This is a genomic window from Pseudomonas sp. IT-P4, assembly GCF_949767755.1.
In the GTDB taxonomy this organism is placed as follows: domain Bacteria; phylum Pseudomonadota; class Gammaproteobacteria; order Pseudomonadales; family Pseudomonadaceae; genus Aquipseudomonas; species Aquipseudomonas monachiensis.
On record NZ_CATKPX010000014.1, the window covers coordinates 88,730 to 104,801 of the forward strand.

Sequence of the window (16,072 nt, forward strand, 5' to 3'; positions counted from 1 at the left end):
ATTCAACATGCGCGTCAATACGCTTTCCCTTGTGGCCCTGATCTCGACGTTTTCCGCTGTCACCCATGCCGACGAAACCGTAAACATTTCCAACTGGAACGGCTACATCGCCGATGACACCCTGGCCAATTTCACCCGGGACACCGGGATCAAGGCGACCTACGACATCCACGACAGCAACGAAGTGCTGGAATCGAAGCTGATGACCGGCAACACCGGGTATGACGTGGTCAGCCCGTCGAACCACTTCCTGTCACGCCTGATCAAGGCCGGGGCCATCCAGAAACTCGACAGGAGCCAGTTGCCCAACTGGAAAAACCTCGACCCGGCGCTGATGAAAAAGCTTGAGGTCAACGATCCGGGCAACCAGTACGGCTACCCCTACATGTGGGGCACGGCGGGCATCGGCTACAACGTCGAGAAGATCAAGGCGATCTTCGGCAATACCGACGTCACCCGGTCCTGGAGCCTGTTCTTCGACGAAAACAACATCAAGAAGCTCAGCGAGTGTGGGGTGGCGATCATTGACAACCCGACGCAGATCCTGCCGATCACCCTCAATTACCTGGGCCTGCCACCCCACAGCCATGAGCCGGCCGACTACAAGAAAGCCGAGCAGGCGCTGCTGAAAATCCGGCCTTACGTCCAGTATTTCCACGCGTCCAAGTACATCAGCGACCTGGCCAACGGCAACGTCTGCGCGGTGATCGGTTTCAACGGCGACATCGTGCAGGCCGCCGCGAGTGCCAGGGAGGCGAAAAACGGGATCGACATTGCCTACTCGATCCCGGACGAGGGTTCCACCTTGTGGCTGGACATGGTGGTCATGCCCAAGAGCGCGCCACACGAGAAGAACGGCTACGCCTACATGAACTACCTGCTGGAGCCGAAGGTGATTGCCAACATCAGCAACAGCATCCACTACGCCAACCCCAACAGTGCGGCGGATGCCTTCGTCGACCCGGCGGTGAAGCAGGACCTGGCGATCTATCCGCCCAAGAGCGTGATGGACAAGCTGTTTACCGTCGAGGACTTGCCCGCGGCCATTGCACGGTTGAGCACGCGGTTGTGGACCAAGCTGAAAACCAATACGTGACCGATTGGTGATTCCGGTCAATCAGATGTGACACTGCACCTGTGGCGAGGGAGCTTGCTCCCGCTGGGCAGCGAAGCGGCCCCGGCTCTTCATACGAAAAGCTGGGACTGCTGCGCAGTCCAACGGGAGCAAGCTCCCTCGCCACGGTTACTCGTTTGCCTGAGTCAACGATTCATTCAGGCGTCGATGGCCGGGAAGTCGATGTCGGTCAGCGCTGCATTGTTCAGGTAGTTGGTCAATGTCTGCGAAGCCACATGGGCGATCACTTCGATGATCTTGCTGTCGTCGATACCGGCGCTACGGGCAGCGGCGAGCTGCTCGACGGTCAGGTGGCCACGGCTTTCGGTGATCTGGCGGGCGAGGGCGGCAATGGCGTTGAGCTCGCCGTGTCGTGCGCTGAGGATGTCCTGCTTCGACAGCCCGGCCTTGCCGGCGAACAGCGTGTGAGCCGCCAGGCAGTAGTCGCAACCGTTGACCTGCGAGGTGGCAAGGAACACCGCTTCCTTTTCCGTGGCGCTCAGGGATGTCTTGCTCAGTGCGGCTGAGTTTTGCAGATACGAGGCTAGCACCGCTGGGGCATGGGCCAGTACTTTGAAGAGATTGGGCAGAAAACCGATTTTCTTCTGCACGCCTTCCAGCAGCGGGCGGGTGGCGTCGGTGGCGTGTTCCAGGCTGATCGGGGTAATGCGGGTCATGGTGATACTCCGTGGTGTGAAGCGCGGTATGCGCTGGCTACGGAGCTGATGTTAGGGAGAGTGCCTGGTGTTTTGGGTGCGAATCGTCGAGGATATGCGACAGATCGTCCAGAACTGCTTCCGGGAGCCTGTCATGGATCGCTTGTCTACGTTGCTTACACACTTCGGCGTCACTGCCGGCACTTTCCATAGCGGTACGTTCTGCGGCACCGCCGCCTACGACGGACAACAGGCCAGCGGTCATTTGCACCTGCTTCAAGCGGGCGAGTTACTGCTCAAGATGGGCGATCAGCCGGACCTGCAACTGACCGAACCGAGCCTGATCTTTTTCCCCCGGCCCTATCGACATCGCCTGTTTGCGTCTGAGTCGTCCGGCACGCAGCTGGTGTGCGCGACCCTGGATTTCGACGGTGGTGCGGGCAATGCCCTGGCGGCGGCGCTGCCGGATTATCTGGTGCTCAGGCTCGATGAAATCCCGACCCTGGCCGGGACCCTGGAATGGCTGTTCAACGAGGCGTTCGACGGTACTTGCGGGCGCGAAGCGGTGATGGATCGTCTGTTCGAGCTGCTGGTGATTCTGTTGCTGCGGCACATCCTGAGCACCACAGGCCAGCAACCGGGCATGCTGGCCGGCCTCGCCGATGCGCGCCTGGCGCGGCCCCTGAGCCTGATGCATCAAACCCCGTCCAAGGCCTGGAGCGTGGCCGAACTCTCGGTTGCCGCCAACATGTCGCGGGCCAGTTTCGCCGAGCATTTTCGCCGGGTCGTCGGGCAGACGCCGGTGGATTACCTGGTGAGCTGGCGCATCAGCCTGGCCCAGAAACGCCTGCGCGAGGGCCGGCCGATTGCGCTGATTGCCGAGGAAGTTGGTTATGAGAGCCCCTCGGCGCTGGCCCGGGCGTTTCGGCGTAAAACCGGGCTCAGTCCCAGGGAGTGGAAAGGTAGTTGATTCACCCGAAAACCTTGTGGGAGCGGTGCGGCTTCTTTACGCGGGCATCAGAACTTGAACGCCTGCCGTCCCACCAACAGCCATTTACCGTCCTGCTTTTGCCAGATCTGGAAGTTTTCGATTTCCGTCGGCACCACTTCGGTGCCTTTGAGCGCTTGCGCCGAGAAGTGGTGACGAACCAGCGCGACATCGCCGGAGACGGTTATGGTCTGGTTCTGCATCTCAAGGGTCTTGAACGCGCTTTTGCCGGTTTCGATGTCGGCGATGAAGGCCTGCTTGTCCTGGATCTTGCCGCTGGAATGCCCGTAGGTCAGGTTCTCGGCGGTCAAGGCGTTCAGTTCCGGGATGTCTTTGTGCAGCATGGCCTGGGTCAGGTGGTCGACCGCCTGGGCCACATCCTTGTCCGCGGCGGCCGGGGTGGCGGCGACGTAGCCGCTGAACAGGCACAGAAAACCGATCAGCACTTTTGCTTTTTTCATGGGTGTTTCCTTGTTGTTGTAGGGATAGCGCGATGACTGGATGAGCATTCATCAGTCATCGTACAACTTATCATGGGGCAGAGGAAAAAAGCGAACTTGCCTGGTGCCCTTGCCTCGAAGTTAAAAGGGCGATGCCCTGACTTCGAGGTAGTGCGCCATGCAGCCTGATCCGCGTATACGGTTCGACCTGACGTTGCTCATGGTGTTTGTGCTGGTGGTCGTGGCGTCGGGTTTTTCTCCCCGCAGCCGGGTGGACTGGGCGCTGGAAAACCTGCTGGTGCTGTTGCTGGTGGGGACTTTGGTGGCGGTATCTCGTCGGTTCCGCTTGTCGGCGATGTCCATCACGCTGGTGTTTGCGTTTCTGTGCGTGCATGAATTGGGCGCCCATTACACCTATTCCCTGGTGCCTTACGATCACTGGTCTTCGGCGTGGTTGGGCTTCAGTTTTGACCGGGCGGCAGGTACACACCGCAATCACTACGACCGCCTGGTGCATCTGAGCTACGGGTTGCTGCTGGCTTATCCGGTGCGCGAAGTGCTGCGGCGACTGACGCCGCTGCGCGGGTTCTGGCTGTTTTTCGTGACCCTGAACATCATGCTGTCGACATCCGCCTTGTATGAACTGGTGGAGTGGGTTGGCGGTGCCTTCCTGGGCAATGACACGGCGAAGGCCTTCGTCGGCGCGCAAAACGATCCGTGGGATTCGCAAAAGGACATGGCCATCGCGGTTGCCGGGGCGTTTGTCAGCCTGTTGCCGGTGTCCTTGCGCGACAGGGTGCAAAAGCAAGCAATGACGACTGCAAGGTGATCGGTTCAGGCTTTGAAGTAGAGGTTGCCTGACAGGCCGCCTGCTCGCGATGGCATTAGACCAAACAGCGCCAGACTCAAACCTTACAGGTACTTATCCGTCACAGCCCCCTCCGAAGCACTGGACACCGTCTTCGCATACTTGGCCAACACCCCGCGCGTGTACTTGGATGGCGGCCGCACCCAACGCGACTTGCGCTCGGCCAGCACGGCATCGGAGACATCCACCGTGATCTGCCGGGTTTGCGCATCGATGATGATCCTGTCGCCATTCTCGACCAGCGCAATCGGCCCGCCTTCAAAGGCTTCCGGCGTGATATGCCCGACCACGAAACCGTGGGAACCACCGGAAAAACGCCCGTCGGTGATCAGCGCCACCTCCTTGCCGAGGCCCTTGCCCATGACCGCGGAGGTCGGCGAGAGCATTTCGCGCATGCCCGGGCCGCCCTTGGGCCCTTCGTAGCGGATCACGATGACATCGCCGGGCTGCACTTCGCCATTGAGAATGCCGGCCAGCGCACCTTCCTCGCCGTGATAGACCCGGGCCGTGCCTTCGAAACGCAGGCCTTCCTTGCCGGTGATCTTGGCCACGGCGCCGGTGGGCGAGAGGTTGCCGCGCAGAATGACCAGGTGAGAGTCCTTCTTGATCGGCTGGTCGAAAGGGCGGATCACGTCCTGGCCGGCGGGGTAGTCGGGCACGCTGGCCAGGTTTTGCGCCAGGGTCTGGCCGGTGACGGTCAGCACATCACCGTGCAGCATGCCGGCGTCGAGCATGCGCTTCATCAGCGGTTGAATGCCGCCGATGGCCACCAGTTCGCTCATCATGTATTGACCGCTGGGGCGCAGGTCGGCGACCACCGGGGAAACCTTGCCCAACTCAACGAAGTCATCCAGGGTCAGCTCGACGTCCACCGCATTGGCCATGGCCAGCAGATGCAGCACGGCGTTGGTCGAGCCGGCGAGGGCGATCACCACGCGAATGGCGTTCTCGAAGGCTTTGCGGGTCATGATGTCGCGAGGCTTGAGGTCGAGCTTGAGCAGCTCCATCACCTGCTGGCCGGCGCGGAAGCTGTCCGAAGCCTTGTCGCCGCCGATGGCGTCCTGGGAGCTGGAACCGGGCAGGCTCATGCCCAAGGCTTCAATGGCTGAGGCCATGGTGTTGGCGGTGTACATGCCGCCACAGGAACCGGGGCCGGGAATCGCCACTTCCTCGATCTGCTTGACCTGGATCTCGCTGATGTCGCCCCGCGCGTGCTGGCCCACGGCCTCGAACACGGAAATGATGTCGGTGTGGCCGGCACCCGGCTGGATGGTGCCGCCATAGACAAAGATCGACGGGCGATTGAGTCGCGCCATGCCGATCAGGCAGCCCGGCATGTTCTTGTCGCAGCCGCCGATGGTCACCAGGCCATCGAAACCCTCGCAACCGGTGACCACTTCGATGGAGTCGGCGATCACCTCGCGGGACACCAGGGAATACTTCATGCCTTCGGTGCCGTTGGCGATGCCATCGGAAATGGTGATGGTGTTGAAGATCACGCCCTTGGCCCCGGCGGCATTCGCGCCTTTTTCGGCTTCGAGCGCCAGCTTGTCGATGTGCATGTTGCAGGGCGTGACCATGGCCCAGGTCGAGGCGATGCCGATCTGCGGCTTGGTGAAGTCTGCATCGGTAAAGCCCACGGCCCGCAACATGGCGCGTGCCGGTGCGGCCTCCACGCCGTCGATCACTTGCGAGGAGTACTTGCGCAGATCGTCTTTGTCGCTCATGACTGGCTCCTGTCGCTGATGGCTGTTGCTCACACACGCGTTGGGAAAAAACAGGATGAGTATAGAAGGCCGGGCGCCCGGGCCCGGACTAACCGGTCGGGAACAGACGCGCGGGTAAGCCTTGTCGTGATATTCTTGGCGACAACTTGGTTTGACCTGTTCAGTTTGCGTGTCCTTGAGACGTGCCGACGGAATCACTGTCGCTCAAGTAGCTGAAGCCAATAAAGATAAGAAGTCAGTTCAGAAGGGACATTAAAGTGGGGTCGATGCGGTTCATCGGCCTTGTGTGCCCACCCTGCAATCCTTGAGTGCCGCACCCGTGACTGCCGTGAAATACGGGGCAGTGCGCATGAGGATGGAAGGGCGGATGGCGTTTTATCATAGGTGCTACAGATGTTTAAAAAAGTGAACACGGCCCTGCTGGGGCTGGCTTTGTCCATGGGGATGTCTGCCGTCCACGCGGAAGAAGCCAAGAAAGTCGATGTGCTGCTGATCGGTGGCGGCATCATGAGCGCGACCCTGGGTGTGTGGCTCAACGAGCTGGAACCCGGCACCTCGATGCAAATGATCGAGCGCCTCGACGGCGTCGCCCAGGAAAGCTCCAACGGCTGGAACAACGCCGGTACCGGTCACTCCGCCCTGGCCGAGCTGAACTACACCCCGGAAGACGAGAACGGCAAGGTTTCGATCCCGAAGGCCGTTGAAATCAACGAAGCGTTCCAGATCTCCCGTCAGTTCTGGGCCTGGCAGGTTCAGCAAGGCGTGCTGAAGAACCCGCGTTCGTTCATCAACTCCACGCCGCACATGAGCTTCGTGTGGGGCGATGACAACATCAAGTTCCTGAAAAAACGCTACGAAGCCCTGCAAGCGAGCCCGCTGTTCGCCGGCATGCAGTACTCCGAAGACCCGGCTGTGATCAAACAGTGGGTACCGCTGATGATGGAAGGGCGTGACCCGAGCCAGAAAATCGCGGCCACCTGGAGCCCGCTGGGTACCGACGTAAACTTCGGCGAAATCACCCGCCAGTTCGTTGCACACCTGCAAACCACGCCGAAGTTCGACTTGAAGCTGTCCAGCGAAGTACAGGACATCACCAGGAACGAAGACGGCAGCTGGCGTGTCAGCTACAAGAACCTCAAAGACGGCAGCAAGACCGAAACCGACGCCAGGTTCGTGTTCATCGGCGCCGGCGGCGGTGCCCTGCACCTGCTGCAGAAGTCCGGCATTCCTGAAGCCAGGGAATACGCTGGCTTCCCGGTAGGCGGCTCGTTCCTGGTGACCGAGAACCCGACCATCGCCGAGCAACACCTGGCCAAGGCCTACGGCAAAGCTTCCGTTGGCGCTCCGCCGATGTCGGTTCCGCACCTGGACACCCGCGTGCTGGACGGCAAGCGCGTGATCCTGTTTGGCCCGTTCGCGACCTTCAGCACCAAGTTCCTCAAAGAAGGTTCGTACCTGGACCTGCTGACCACCACGACCACCCACAACGTGTGGCCAATGACCAAGGTCGGCATCAAGGAATACCCGCTGGTGGAGTACCTGGCAGGCCAGCTGATGCTGTCTGACGAAGACCGCCTCAACGCCCTGAAGGAATACTTCCCGAACGCCAAGGCTGAAGACTGGCGCCTGTGGCAAGCCGGCCAGCGCGTGCAGATCATCAAGCGTGACGAAGCCGCCGGTGGCGTGCTGAAACTGGGCACCGAGATCGTCGCTTCGCAAGACGGCAGCATCGCCGGCCTGCTGGGCGCCTCCCCAGGCGCATCGACCGCCGCACCGATCATGCTGACCGTGCTGCAGAAAGTGTTCAAGGACAAGGTCGCGACCCCTGACTGGCAGGCAAAACTGCACCAGATCGTACCGAGCTACGGCACCCAGCTGAACGCCAGCCCTGAGAAAGTCGCTGAGGAGTGGGCCTACACCGCCAAGGTGCTGGAACTGACTCCGCCACCCGCGGTGATCGCGCCGGCTGTGACGCCAGTGACGGTCGACACTGCTGTGAAGGCACCGAAGGCTAATGCTGCGAGTGATATGGCTCTCTAATTAGACTGCCGGATCAAAAAAAGCCCACTGAACCGGTAACGGTCAGTGGGTTTTTTTGTGGGTGATGATGTTTTCTGTGACGTCACTCCTCCCATTTCTTATTTTTGATCTAGTAAATGTTGGCATTGAGCAATAATGACATCCAATTTGATCACCCATGGACGAACTTCTGCCTGTTTCCACTCCCGAGGATCAGCCCAGCCTAAGGCTTTTAATCGTGCTGAGCGATACAGTTCGAAGTCATACTCACTTATCGCCATTGAGGCGTTGCCCCAGCAGCGGGCCAGCATCGTTTCGGTGGCACGTGAGGGCTCCAAGCCTTGATCAAGGTCATACAAGTACGCTTTTGTAGCAATCACTGCATCCATCACCAGCTTTAGGGCTTCACGCTTATTTTTCAGCTCTTCTACTGTCTCCTGATTTCTCTCCTTCCAAAATCTTATTGCGTCGACAATTGCGGAAAATGCTTCGATAACCATTGGCTGTTCTCAGGGGAGATTTTTAAGTCTCAATTAGTCTGTTGTTCGCCTTTAACATGGGCAGAGGGCGGCGCTGTTAGGGACCACGCTTTTGACTGCGCTGTGTAACAAAAATTAAAGGCGACGCAGCTCAAACAGTAGCTCCTTAAAGGTGACCAGGGAGTATTAGAACTATTATTTTATTCATGTCCATTGGGCTTGCGCATAGGAACCCACCTCGCTAACCTTCCCCCCGTCGCTGCCAATTCAGCGAACGGGTGTGGTAGCCCGGTTTCTTCATAGACCCAGAACGCCTCAGGGCGTTTTTTTGTGCTGGCTGCTTTGTGGCGGCTGTGCATGGGAGGCTTCGGCCTGCCGGGTTTCTATGACCGGTCTACCACCCTGTGTACAGCCGTCTCCCTATCTTGCGTGGTAGCGAATGGGGAGGTGCTCACTTCATAGGAGCTTCACAATGATAAAGCCAACTCCGAATCCCCCTGATTCAGATTCAGACGCGCAGACAGACATCGATTCCGAGTCCTCATCTCGTAAGCCTAAATTGGCCGAGCGCCGTCCCAACCCCATCTTCACCATCGCCCCCAACGTCAACAACGAAACCCTCCTGGTTCACGCCTGTGAAACCCTTGCCTCGGCCAGTGTCATGGCCAGTGAACTGGCGTTTATCCTCAACGGCCCTAAATGCAATTTGGCATTGGGGATTCAACAGATGATTGCCTTGGCAGAGTTATCAGTGAACCGCGTGCTGGATCAGGTAGATCCGCAGTAGCAGGCGAGGGCAGTTTTTAGCCTGATGGGAAAAAGCCCACTGAACCGGCGACGGTCAGTGGGTTTTTTTGTGGGTGATGACCAAGACATCGTTTTCGAAAAGGCTTCTCTATGCCGTAATGCTGTTCACTTAAGCGTATCTTCAGTCAGAGAGAAACCCGTGGCGAGGGAGCTTGCTCCCGCTTGAGTGCGTAGCACTCACAAAAAACAGCATTGTTGTCACATTTTGGGGCCGCTACGCAGCCCAGCGGGACGATGCGGCGCTCCGACAAGCTCCCTCGCCACAAAAGTAGGTGTGCCTGAAGCACCGCGCTTAAGTGAACAGCATTATCTCTATGCCGCACGTATCGCCACCCCCCTGTCATCAATTGCAAAGTCCCTGACGCTCAATGTGAAGCAGCCCGCTTGCACGTGACGATACTGGTTTGTTTTCCGAAGTCGAACCGTAAAGCGAAACCGCACTGGCACCTTCAGGCCTATGCCTCTTCACCCTGACGAGGGACTGTCAGTTGCATCTCAATAAAACAATCATAGAGAGCGCAGAATGAAGTTCAGTTTTGTAGACAATAGCCAGCCGACCCGCCGACGGGTCTTGCGCGATGCTTTCACCCTGGCTTTGGCGGCCTCGCCGTTGGCAAGCCTGGCCAGGGCAGCCGACGAGTCCGCAGCGGCCAGCGAATCCGCCGAGGAAGTGACCTTTGCCGCCGGCCCACGGCCGCTGGTGCAATACCCGCAAAAACGTCCGTTGACCCTGGTGACCACTCGACCGCCGCATCTGGAGACGCCATTCCCCGTCTTCAATGAAGGGCCGATCACGCCCAATGACGCTTTTTTCGTGCGTTACCACCTGGCCAATTTCCCGACCAGCATTGATCCGGACAGCTACCGCCTGACGATCAAGGGGGCGGTCGACACGCCGCTGTCGCTTTCCCTTGCCGAGCTCAAGGCCCTCGCCACACCGGTAGAGGTGGTGGCCGTCAATCAGTGTTCGGGTAACAGCCGTGGCTTCTCGATGCCTCGCGTGTTCGGTGCTCAGTTGGGTAATGGCTCCATGGGTAATGCGCGGTGGGTGGGGGTACCGCTCAAGGCTGTGCTGGAAAAGGCGGGGGTAAAAGCCGAGGCCCGGCAAGTGACTTTCCGTGGGCTCGATAAACCTGTGCTGCCGAGCACGCCGGAGTTTATCAAGGCGCTGGACATCAGCCATGCCATGGACGGCGAGCCGATGATCGCCTGGTCGATGAATGGCACCGACCTGCCGTTTCTCAACGGTTACCCGATTCGTCTGGTGGTGCCAGGCTACTTCGGTACGTACTGGGTCAAGCACCTGAGTGAGATCGAAGTCCTCGACCATACCTACGACGGATTCTTCATGGCCAAGGGGTACCGGCTTCCGGATAACGAATGCTTGTGCATTGCCCCCGGCACCACGGCGGCGAAAACCCTGCCGATTTCCAAATTGCCGGTGCGCAGTTTCATCACCAGCGTTAAACACGGCGATGTATTGCCGCTGAATAAAAGCAGGGTGCTCAAGGGCATTGCGTTCGACGGGGGCGTCGGGGTCAACAAGGTGGAGGTGTCGATCGACGGCGGAAAAACCTGGCGTGAATCCACGCTCGGGCAAGACCTTGGCCGTTTCTCCTTTCGTGAGTGGACACTGCCGATCACCTTTACCGGCAAGGGCGCCACGCAGTTGATGGTGCGAGCGAGCAACAGCGCTGGCGAGACACAGCCGTTACAAGCCGACTGGAACCCCGCGGGCTACCGCCGCCACGTCATCGAAACCACCCACGTGACCGTCGCCTGAGGAGGACCGCATGAAATTTGTGAAATGCATGACCGCCTTGCTGTGCGCCGCTCAGGTTTGCCTGACGACCCTGGCTGGCGCCGCGCCGCTATCGATCACGTTGCCGCCTGAAACGGCTGCGTTCAAGCCCAGCTCGATGCCTGGCTACGCTTTGGCGCAGCAGAAGTGTTCCGTCTGCCATTCGGCCGATTACATCAATTTCCAGCCGCCGGGCCTGAGCCTGGCGCAATGGACCGCCGAAGCGGGCAAGATGCAGCACGTGTATGGCGCTCCGATCAGCGACCAGGATGTGAGTGTTATTGGCGCTTACCTGGCGGTGACCTACGGCAGTGCGAAGGCCAATGATGCCGATGTTCTGGCGGCCTCGAACGCCCCGGCGCCCCAAACCCCGGCGGTGTCCGTGGCAAAAGTCGACGCCAAGGCCTTGCTGCAGAGCAACGCCTGCCTGTCCTGCCACGCGATCGATCACAAAGTGCTGGGCCCCGCCTACCGCGATGTGGCGGCCAAATATGCCAGGGACCCGCAGGCAATGGACCGGATTATGTCGAGCATCCAGCACGGCGGTAGCGGGAAGTGGGGAGATGTCCCCATGCCGCCTTACGCGCAGTTGAGCCCGGACGACCTGAAAAGCCTGGCGACCTTTATCCTGCAACAGTAAGTCAGTCTAAGCCTGATGCGAAAAGCCCACTGAACCGGCGACGGTCAGTGGGCTTTTTTGTAGACGCGGGCTTGTTCAAGGCATTGAGGAGTTGGTTGTACCGAAGCGCTTGAGAATGTCCTGGTACATCTTGGTCCGCCGGTGATTCTGGCCATAGCCGCCAGCAGCGGCGACGGTGCCGGCCTGGACGTGGTCCAGGTACTTGAATATTTTGCCGGGCGAAAGAAACACGACTTTGTAGCCAAGCCCGATCACGCGGTCTTGCAGCTCATAACCGGGCACACGGTCATCGATCTGAAAATGCAAACCGCGCTGCTTGATCAGCCTGCCATTCCATAACGTGCAAAAGCTTTTCAAGTGGGTTTCCCGGTAGGGCTTCGGGTCTTTCGAGCGCAGGCCCAGCGATTGCTTCAGGCGTCGGTAGTGGTGCTTGAACAGGCGTGAAGTGAAGCGCCACACGGTCCTTGGCAGTCCGCGGTTGAGTTGCTCGGTGCAACCGACCGCGATGACGTTTTGATCCTTGGTGCAGTAGTCCATCATCATCGCAAAGACGTTTGCATCGAAGACGAACGTGTCGGTGTGCATCAGGAACAGGTAGTCGGTATTGATTCTGGCCAGCGCCATGTCCAGCGCTTTGCCATGGGCGATGTGCCCCGGTTCTTTGGCGGGGGCATCGCGCTCGATCAGGTTGATCCAGTCCAGTGAGCGCAAATACTCGACGCTGGCGTCCGCCGAACCGTTATCGACCACCCAGACCGCAATGCCTGATTTTTGTGCAGGCTCCTGCAACAGCTCCAGGCAGATCCTGGTGAGCTCGGGGGTTTTGTAATTAACCAGAACGATGCTGAACGGAGGTTTGGCGCTTGTATCGACACTGCCCATCTTCGAAATGCTCGACTACCCGAAAGTGTCGAAGACTAACGAGACAACCTTAGCCCAAGCTTAATTTCACCTGCACGACACAGACGCTGGCTATCGCTGCCTGACGCCTCGAACGAGCCCGTGCGCACCTCGCCGCCGCGGGTGTAGCGGGCGATTATCCGCCACGGGAATGACCGGCTTCATGTTCGACGAAAGTCGTATGGTGGTTGGTGCTGCCAAATGTTAGTTGGCTTTTGTCTTGAAAGCGCAATTGCAAATTTGTATCATTCGTTTTCAAGTCAGCGATGCAGGGAACGCCGCGCCAAAACAATAATAAGGTCAAGGCAATGCTCAAAATGCTTCTCGTGTACGGTCATCTGCTCGCTACGTGTATTGCCCTGGGGAGGGTGTTGCAGGCGGATCACAAGCTTTGGAGTTGGCGCAAGGAATTACTGGACCAGGCGAGGCTTGAATACCTCGATGAAACCCAGAAAATTGTCAGCCTCGCATTGCTGGCTCTATGGGCAAGCGGGCTGTTGCTGGTGCTTCAGGGTTATCTCTATGAAGGCGAGGCGTATCTGCTCAATCAGAAACTCTGGGCCAAGGTGACGGTCGTCGCACTGTTGAGCCTCAACGGTGCACTGTTGCATCGAGTCGGCTTCCCACTGCTGCAAAAGGCTCCCTTCGTCGCACTGCGCAGTGCAGGCCGCACGCGACTCGCCCTGTTGGGGGCGCTGTCCATGAGCGGTTGGCTGTTCGCCGCTTTCCTGGGGGTGGCTCGAGCCTGGAATCACGTGTTGCCTTACCTGCATGTGATGGGCGCATTCGCCGCATTCTCGTTACTGGCTTGTTGTGTGGCACTGGCAGTCGCCGGCAGGGCGGGCAGTGTCGGTGCGCAAAAATCCTCGGTACCGGGGTAGCGCCCGACAGAGCGTATTTCATCCCTGTAAACTCGGGCTAGCTTCATTGCGCGGGAATAATTCCCGCGCATGAAATTCAGGCTTCTCCCAAGATGTTCCCGGATTGCAACGGGTATTGCGTTGGCACCGCGCTTTGTAAATTCATGGGATTATTTCCCACGCGGCTATACTGGGGTTATCTACCCAGGAATTCGCTGAATGCAATCATCCACGCTGCCCACCTCGCTCCTCAAAGCCTTGCGGCATGTCATGCAGCCGCTGGTGCGCCTGATGCTGCGCAAAGGCGTCACCTACCTGGTGTTTGCCGACCTGCTCAAGGAGGTTTTCGTCGAAGTGGCGGACCGTGAGTTTCGCCTGGGCGAGAAGGCGCCGAGCGACAGCCGCATCAGCCTGCTCACCGGTGTGCATCGCAAGGATGTACGGCGCCTGCGCAATACCGGCGATCCGGCTGCTTCCACGCTTCCGGAAAACATCACGTTCGGTGCGCAACTGGTCAACGCCTGGGCCAGCGCGCCCTTTTGCAACGACGCCGGCCAGCCACAGCCACTGCCTCGATTGGCCAGTGTCGGTGGCGACCGTTCCTTTGACGCCCTGGTGGCGAAGGTCAGCACGGATATCAGGGCACGGGTGGTGTTGGACGAGTGGCTGCGCCTGGGGATCGTGCGCCTCGACGAAAAAGAGCGCGTGCACCTTGAAGCCCAGGCCTTCGTGCCACAAAAGGGCTTCGATGAGAAAGCGGCTTACCTGGGGCATAATCTGCATGATCATGCCTGCGCTGCGGTACACAACCTGAGCAGCGAAGGCCCGGCCTTTTTTGAACGCAGTGTCCACTATGATGCATTGGCCCCGATGAGCGTCGAGGCGTTGCGCGAGGCCGTGGCCAGCGAGGGAATGCAGGCCCTGTTGAGCTTCAACCGACTCGCCGCCGAACTGGAATTCCGGGACCTGCCCAGCCTTGAGCCGCGCCAGCGCATCACGGTCGGCCTGTACTTCTACACTGAAGCTTCCGATCCCAATTCACCAAAAGCTCCTGAATCATGACCGTCAAATTGCGCCTGATTCGTGCAATCGCCCTCGTTCTGGGCCTCGGGTTTGCGATTGTGCTGCAAGCCGCCCCAGCCTGTGTCAGCCAGAATGACGCGGGCACCAGCGAAGTGCCGGTCATCCAGGCACCAGGGGGCACCGGCGGTACGGGCGCAGCGCCTGGCGGCATGGGCGGTACCGGGATCGACGCCGACAACGGTGGAGTCGGTGGTACCGGCGCACCGTTGAAAAAACGCCCTGGCGGCATTGGCGGCACCGGGGCCGTTGCAGGCGGCGTGGGGGGGACAGGCATCAGCGACGATAACGGAGGAGTCGGTGGCACCGGCATTGTCGGCACCATCACCGGGTTCGCCTCGATCTGCGTCAATGGCGTGGAAGTGCACTTCAACAACAACGTTCCTGTCAGCGAGAACGGTATCGCCAGCTCCAGTACCCGCCTGGCGATAGGCCAAGTGGTTGCCGTGCAAGCGTTCAACTCCCGGCGCGGTCTGGAGGCCGGACGCATTTCTATCCTGCACGCCTACGAAGGTCCTTTGACAGCGCTGCCGCGCGATTCCATGCCCATGCGTGTCATGGGGCAACCGGTACGCCTGGCCAAGGGTGCCCAGGTCGCTGCCGGTCTGCGCCCGGGTGATCCCGTACGGGTCAGCGGGCTGCGCGATGCTCGTGGCGAAGTGGTGGCTAGTCGCATCGATCGGGCGCCCGGCCTCAAGGAGGCCAGTGCCATCGGCCCGGTGGATCGCAGCGGCTATCTCCAGGGGCTCAAGCTCAGCAATCACCCAGGCCCGGCGCAGGAAATGCTGGTGCGCGGCCACTGGTCCGGTCGCGAGCTGGACGTGAACCAAAGCCGCCCCGATCCGAGCCTGCCTTTCATTGGCCGGGCACACAATGCGGTGATCGAGGGGCTGGTACAGGGCCGGCAGGACCGCCATCTGGTGGTGGGCGGCTTTAATGTGACGCTGGCGCACGACACCGTGTTTGTCGGTGTGCAGGCTTCGCAGCTGGGGCTGGATCGACGCGTGCGGATCAACGGCGTGTTCACCGGCGCGCGGGAGGTGCAGGCAACGCGGATCGAATTGCCTCGCGAGCGCTCCGATTCGCCCGCCAGCAACCGGCACGGACGACTCGGTTCCAGCGAGCAAGACACCGACGACTCAAGTGGCTCGGGCAACTCGAGCGGCTCAAGCGGCTCAGGAAACTCCGGAGACTCCGGCAATTCCGGCAGTTCGCGGGGTTCGGGAAACTCGGGTAGTGACAGGAGCGGCCGCTCCGAGAGTACAGGCAGTGTCATCGACGATACCCGCCACGGGGGCGGTGACAGTCATGGCGGTGGCGACAAGATAGAGCGCGTTGATGTGGACAAGTCTGGCAAGTCAGAGCGAGTCGAGAAGGTCGATCAATCCGGTAAAGTCGAGAAAGTGGAGAGGGTAGAGCGGGTAGAGAAAGTAGAGAAAGTAGAACGTCCGGAGAAAGTCGAGAAGGTTGATCGGCCAGAGAAGGTTGAGAAAGTCGATCGGCCGGAAAAAGTTGAGAAGATCGAAAAAGTTGATCGGCCAGAAAAAGTCGAGAAAGTGGAGCCCGCTGAAAAAGTCGATCACTCCGGCAGGTCGGGTTAAGTAGCGCAGTCATGATGCACTTTCGTCATAAATAACTAGTCTGGGTAAGTCACGCAACAAAACATGCGTGTGAACTTCGATGACGCCAGACA

Annotated in this window: 15 protein-coding genes; 10 read left to right on the forward strand and 5 right to left on the reverse strand. The window is 59.5% G+C overall.

Going from position 1 to position 16,072, the window contains the following annotated elements; all coding sequences use genetic code 11:
• Positions 1 to 7 precede the first annotated feature (7 nt).
• On the forward strand, positions 8 to 1,096 hold the full coding sequence (locus ACM6IT_RS01280; protein WP_056723050.1) for a polyamine ABC transporter substrate-binding protein: 1,089 nt from the start codon (positions 8 to 10) through the stop codon (positions 1,094 to 1,096).
• Between the two features lie 176 nt (positions 1,097 to 1,272).
• Here the strand turns inward: ACM6IT_RS01280 and ACM6IT_RS01285 are convergent, their stop codons facing one another.
• On the reverse strand, positions 1,273 to 1,791 hold the full coding sequence (locus ACM6IT_RS01285; RefSeq protein WP_414917323.1) for a carboxymuconolactone decarboxylase family protein: 519 nt from the start codon (positions 1,789 to 1,791) through the stop codon (positions 1,273 to 1,275).
• Between the two features lie 133 nt (positions 1,792 to 1,924).
• Here ACM6IT_RS01285 and ACM6IT_RS01290 point away from each other — a divergent pair, with 133 nt between their 5' ends.
• Positions 1,925 to 2,740, forward strand: a complete 816-nt coding sequence (locus ACM6IT_RS01290) for a cupin domain-containing protein (protein ID WP_414917324.1) — start codon at positions 1,925 to 1,927, stop codon at positions 2,738 to 2,740.
• A 47-nt stretch (positions 2,741 to 2,787) separates the two neighbouring features.
• On the opposite strand, the gene ACM6IT_RS01295 is transcribed toward ACM6IT_RS01290, so the two are convergent.
• A complete protein-coding gene (locus ACM6IT_RS01295) occupies positions 2,788 to 3,219 on the reverse strand; it encodes a nuclear transport factor 2 family protein (protein WP_223515445.1) in 432 nt (143 codons plus the stop codon).
• Positions 3,220 to 3,376: 157 nt separating this feature from the next.
• Between ACM6IT_RS01295 and ACM6IT_RS01300 the strand changes: the two genes are divergently transcribed.
• Positions 3,377 to 4,027 (forward strand): DUF2238 domain-containing protein, encoded by a 651-nt coding sequence (locus ACM6IT_RS01300; protein WP_056723042.1) that lies wholly within the window; start codon positions 3,377 to 3,379, stop codon positions 4,025 to 4,027.
• 83 nt (positions 4,028 to 4,110) lie between these two features.
• On the opposite strand, the gene ilvD is transcribed toward ACM6IT_RS01300, so the two are convergent.
• A complete protein-coding gene (gene ilvD / locus ACM6IT_RS01305; protein WP_056723040.1) occupies positions 4,111 to 5,793 on the reverse strand; it encodes a dihydroxy-acid dehydratase in 1,683 nt (560 codons plus the stop codon).
• 393 nt (positions 5,794 to 6,186) lie between these two features.
• Between ilvD and mqo the strand changes: the two genes are divergently transcribed.
• Positions 6,187 to 7,833: a malate dehydrogenase (quinone) gene (gene mqo, locus ACM6IT_RS01310; protein ID WP_414917325.1), complete on the forward strand. Its 1,647-nt coding sequence runs from the start codon at positions 6,187 to 6,189 to the stop codon at positions 7,831 to 7,833.
• A gap of 98 nt (positions 7,834 to 7,931) precedes the next feature.
• On the opposite strand, the gene ACM6IT_RS01315 is transcribed toward mqo, so the two are convergent.
• The gene (locus ACM6IT_RS01315; protein WP_414917326.1) at positions 7,932 to 8,312 is read right to left on the reverse strand and encodes a hypothetical protein; all 381 of its coding nucleotides are present in this window, start codon (positions 8,310 to 8,312) and stop codon (positions 7,932 to 7,934) included.
• Between the two features lie 451 nt (positions 8,313 to 8,763).
• Between ACM6IT_RS01315 and ACM6IT_RS01320 the strand changes: the two genes are divergently transcribed.
• The 3 genes from ACM6IT_RS01320 (at position 8,764) to ACM6IT_RS01330 (ending at position 11,539) form a co-directional block, all read left to right on the forward strand.
• Positions 8,764 to 9,078 (forward strand): DUF6124 family protein, encoded by a 315-nt coding sequence (locus ACM6IT_RS01320; protein WP_414917327.1) that lies wholly within the window; start codon positions 8,764 to 8,766, stop codon positions 9,076 to 9,078.
• A 543-nt stretch (positions 9,079 to 9,621) separates the two neighbouring features.
• Entirely contained in the window at positions 9,622 to 10,881 is a 1,260-nt protein-coding gene (locus ACM6IT_RS01325; RefSeq protein ID WP_414917328.1) for a molybdopterin-dependent oxidoreductase, read from the forward strand.
• A gap of 10 nt (positions 10,882 to 10,891) precedes the next feature.
• Positions 10,892 to 11,539: a c-type cytochrome gene (locus ACM6IT_RS01330; protein WP_414917329.1), complete on the forward strand. Its 648-nt coding sequence runs from the start codon at positions 10,892 to 10,894 to the stop codon at positions 11,537 to 11,539.
• A 75-nt stretch (positions 11,540 to 11,614) separates the two neighbouring features.
• Here the strand turns inward: ACM6IT_RS01330 and ACM6IT_RS01335 are convergent, their stop codons facing one another.
• On the reverse strand, positions 11,615 to 12,421 hold the full coding sequence (locus ACM6IT_RS01335; protein ID WP_223542279.1) for a glycosyltransferase family 2 protein: 807 nt from the start codon (positions 12,419 to 12,421) through the stop codon (positions 11,615 to 11,617).
• Between the two features lie 326 nt (positions 12,422 to 12,747).
• Here ACM6IT_RS01335 and ACM6IT_RS01340 point away from each other — a divergent pair, with 326 nt between their 5' ends.
• From ACM6IT_RS01340 to ACM6IT_RS01350, 3 genes are all read left to right on the forward strand, one after another.
• Entirely contained in the window at positions 12,748 to 13,320 is a 573-nt protein-coding gene (locus tag ACM6IT_RS01340; protein ID WP_056723030.1) for a hypothetical protein, read from the forward strand.
• Positions 13,321 to 13,518: 198 nt separating this feature from the next.
• Positions 13,519 to 14,361, forward strand: coding sequence for a DUF6502 family protein (locus tag ACM6IT_RS01345; RefSeq protein ID WP_056723028.1), 843 nt, complete (start codon positions 13,519 to 13,521; stop codon positions 14,359 to 14,361).
• Entirely contained in the window at positions 14,358 to 15,980 is a 1,623-nt protein-coding gene (locus tag ACM6IT_RS01350; RefSeq protein WP_414917330.1) for a DUF5666 domain-containing protein, read from the forward strand. Before ACM6IT_RS01345 ends, ACM6IT_RS01350 begins: the two co-directional genes overlap by 4 nt.
• Positions 15,981 to 16,072 lie beyond the last annotated feature (92 nt).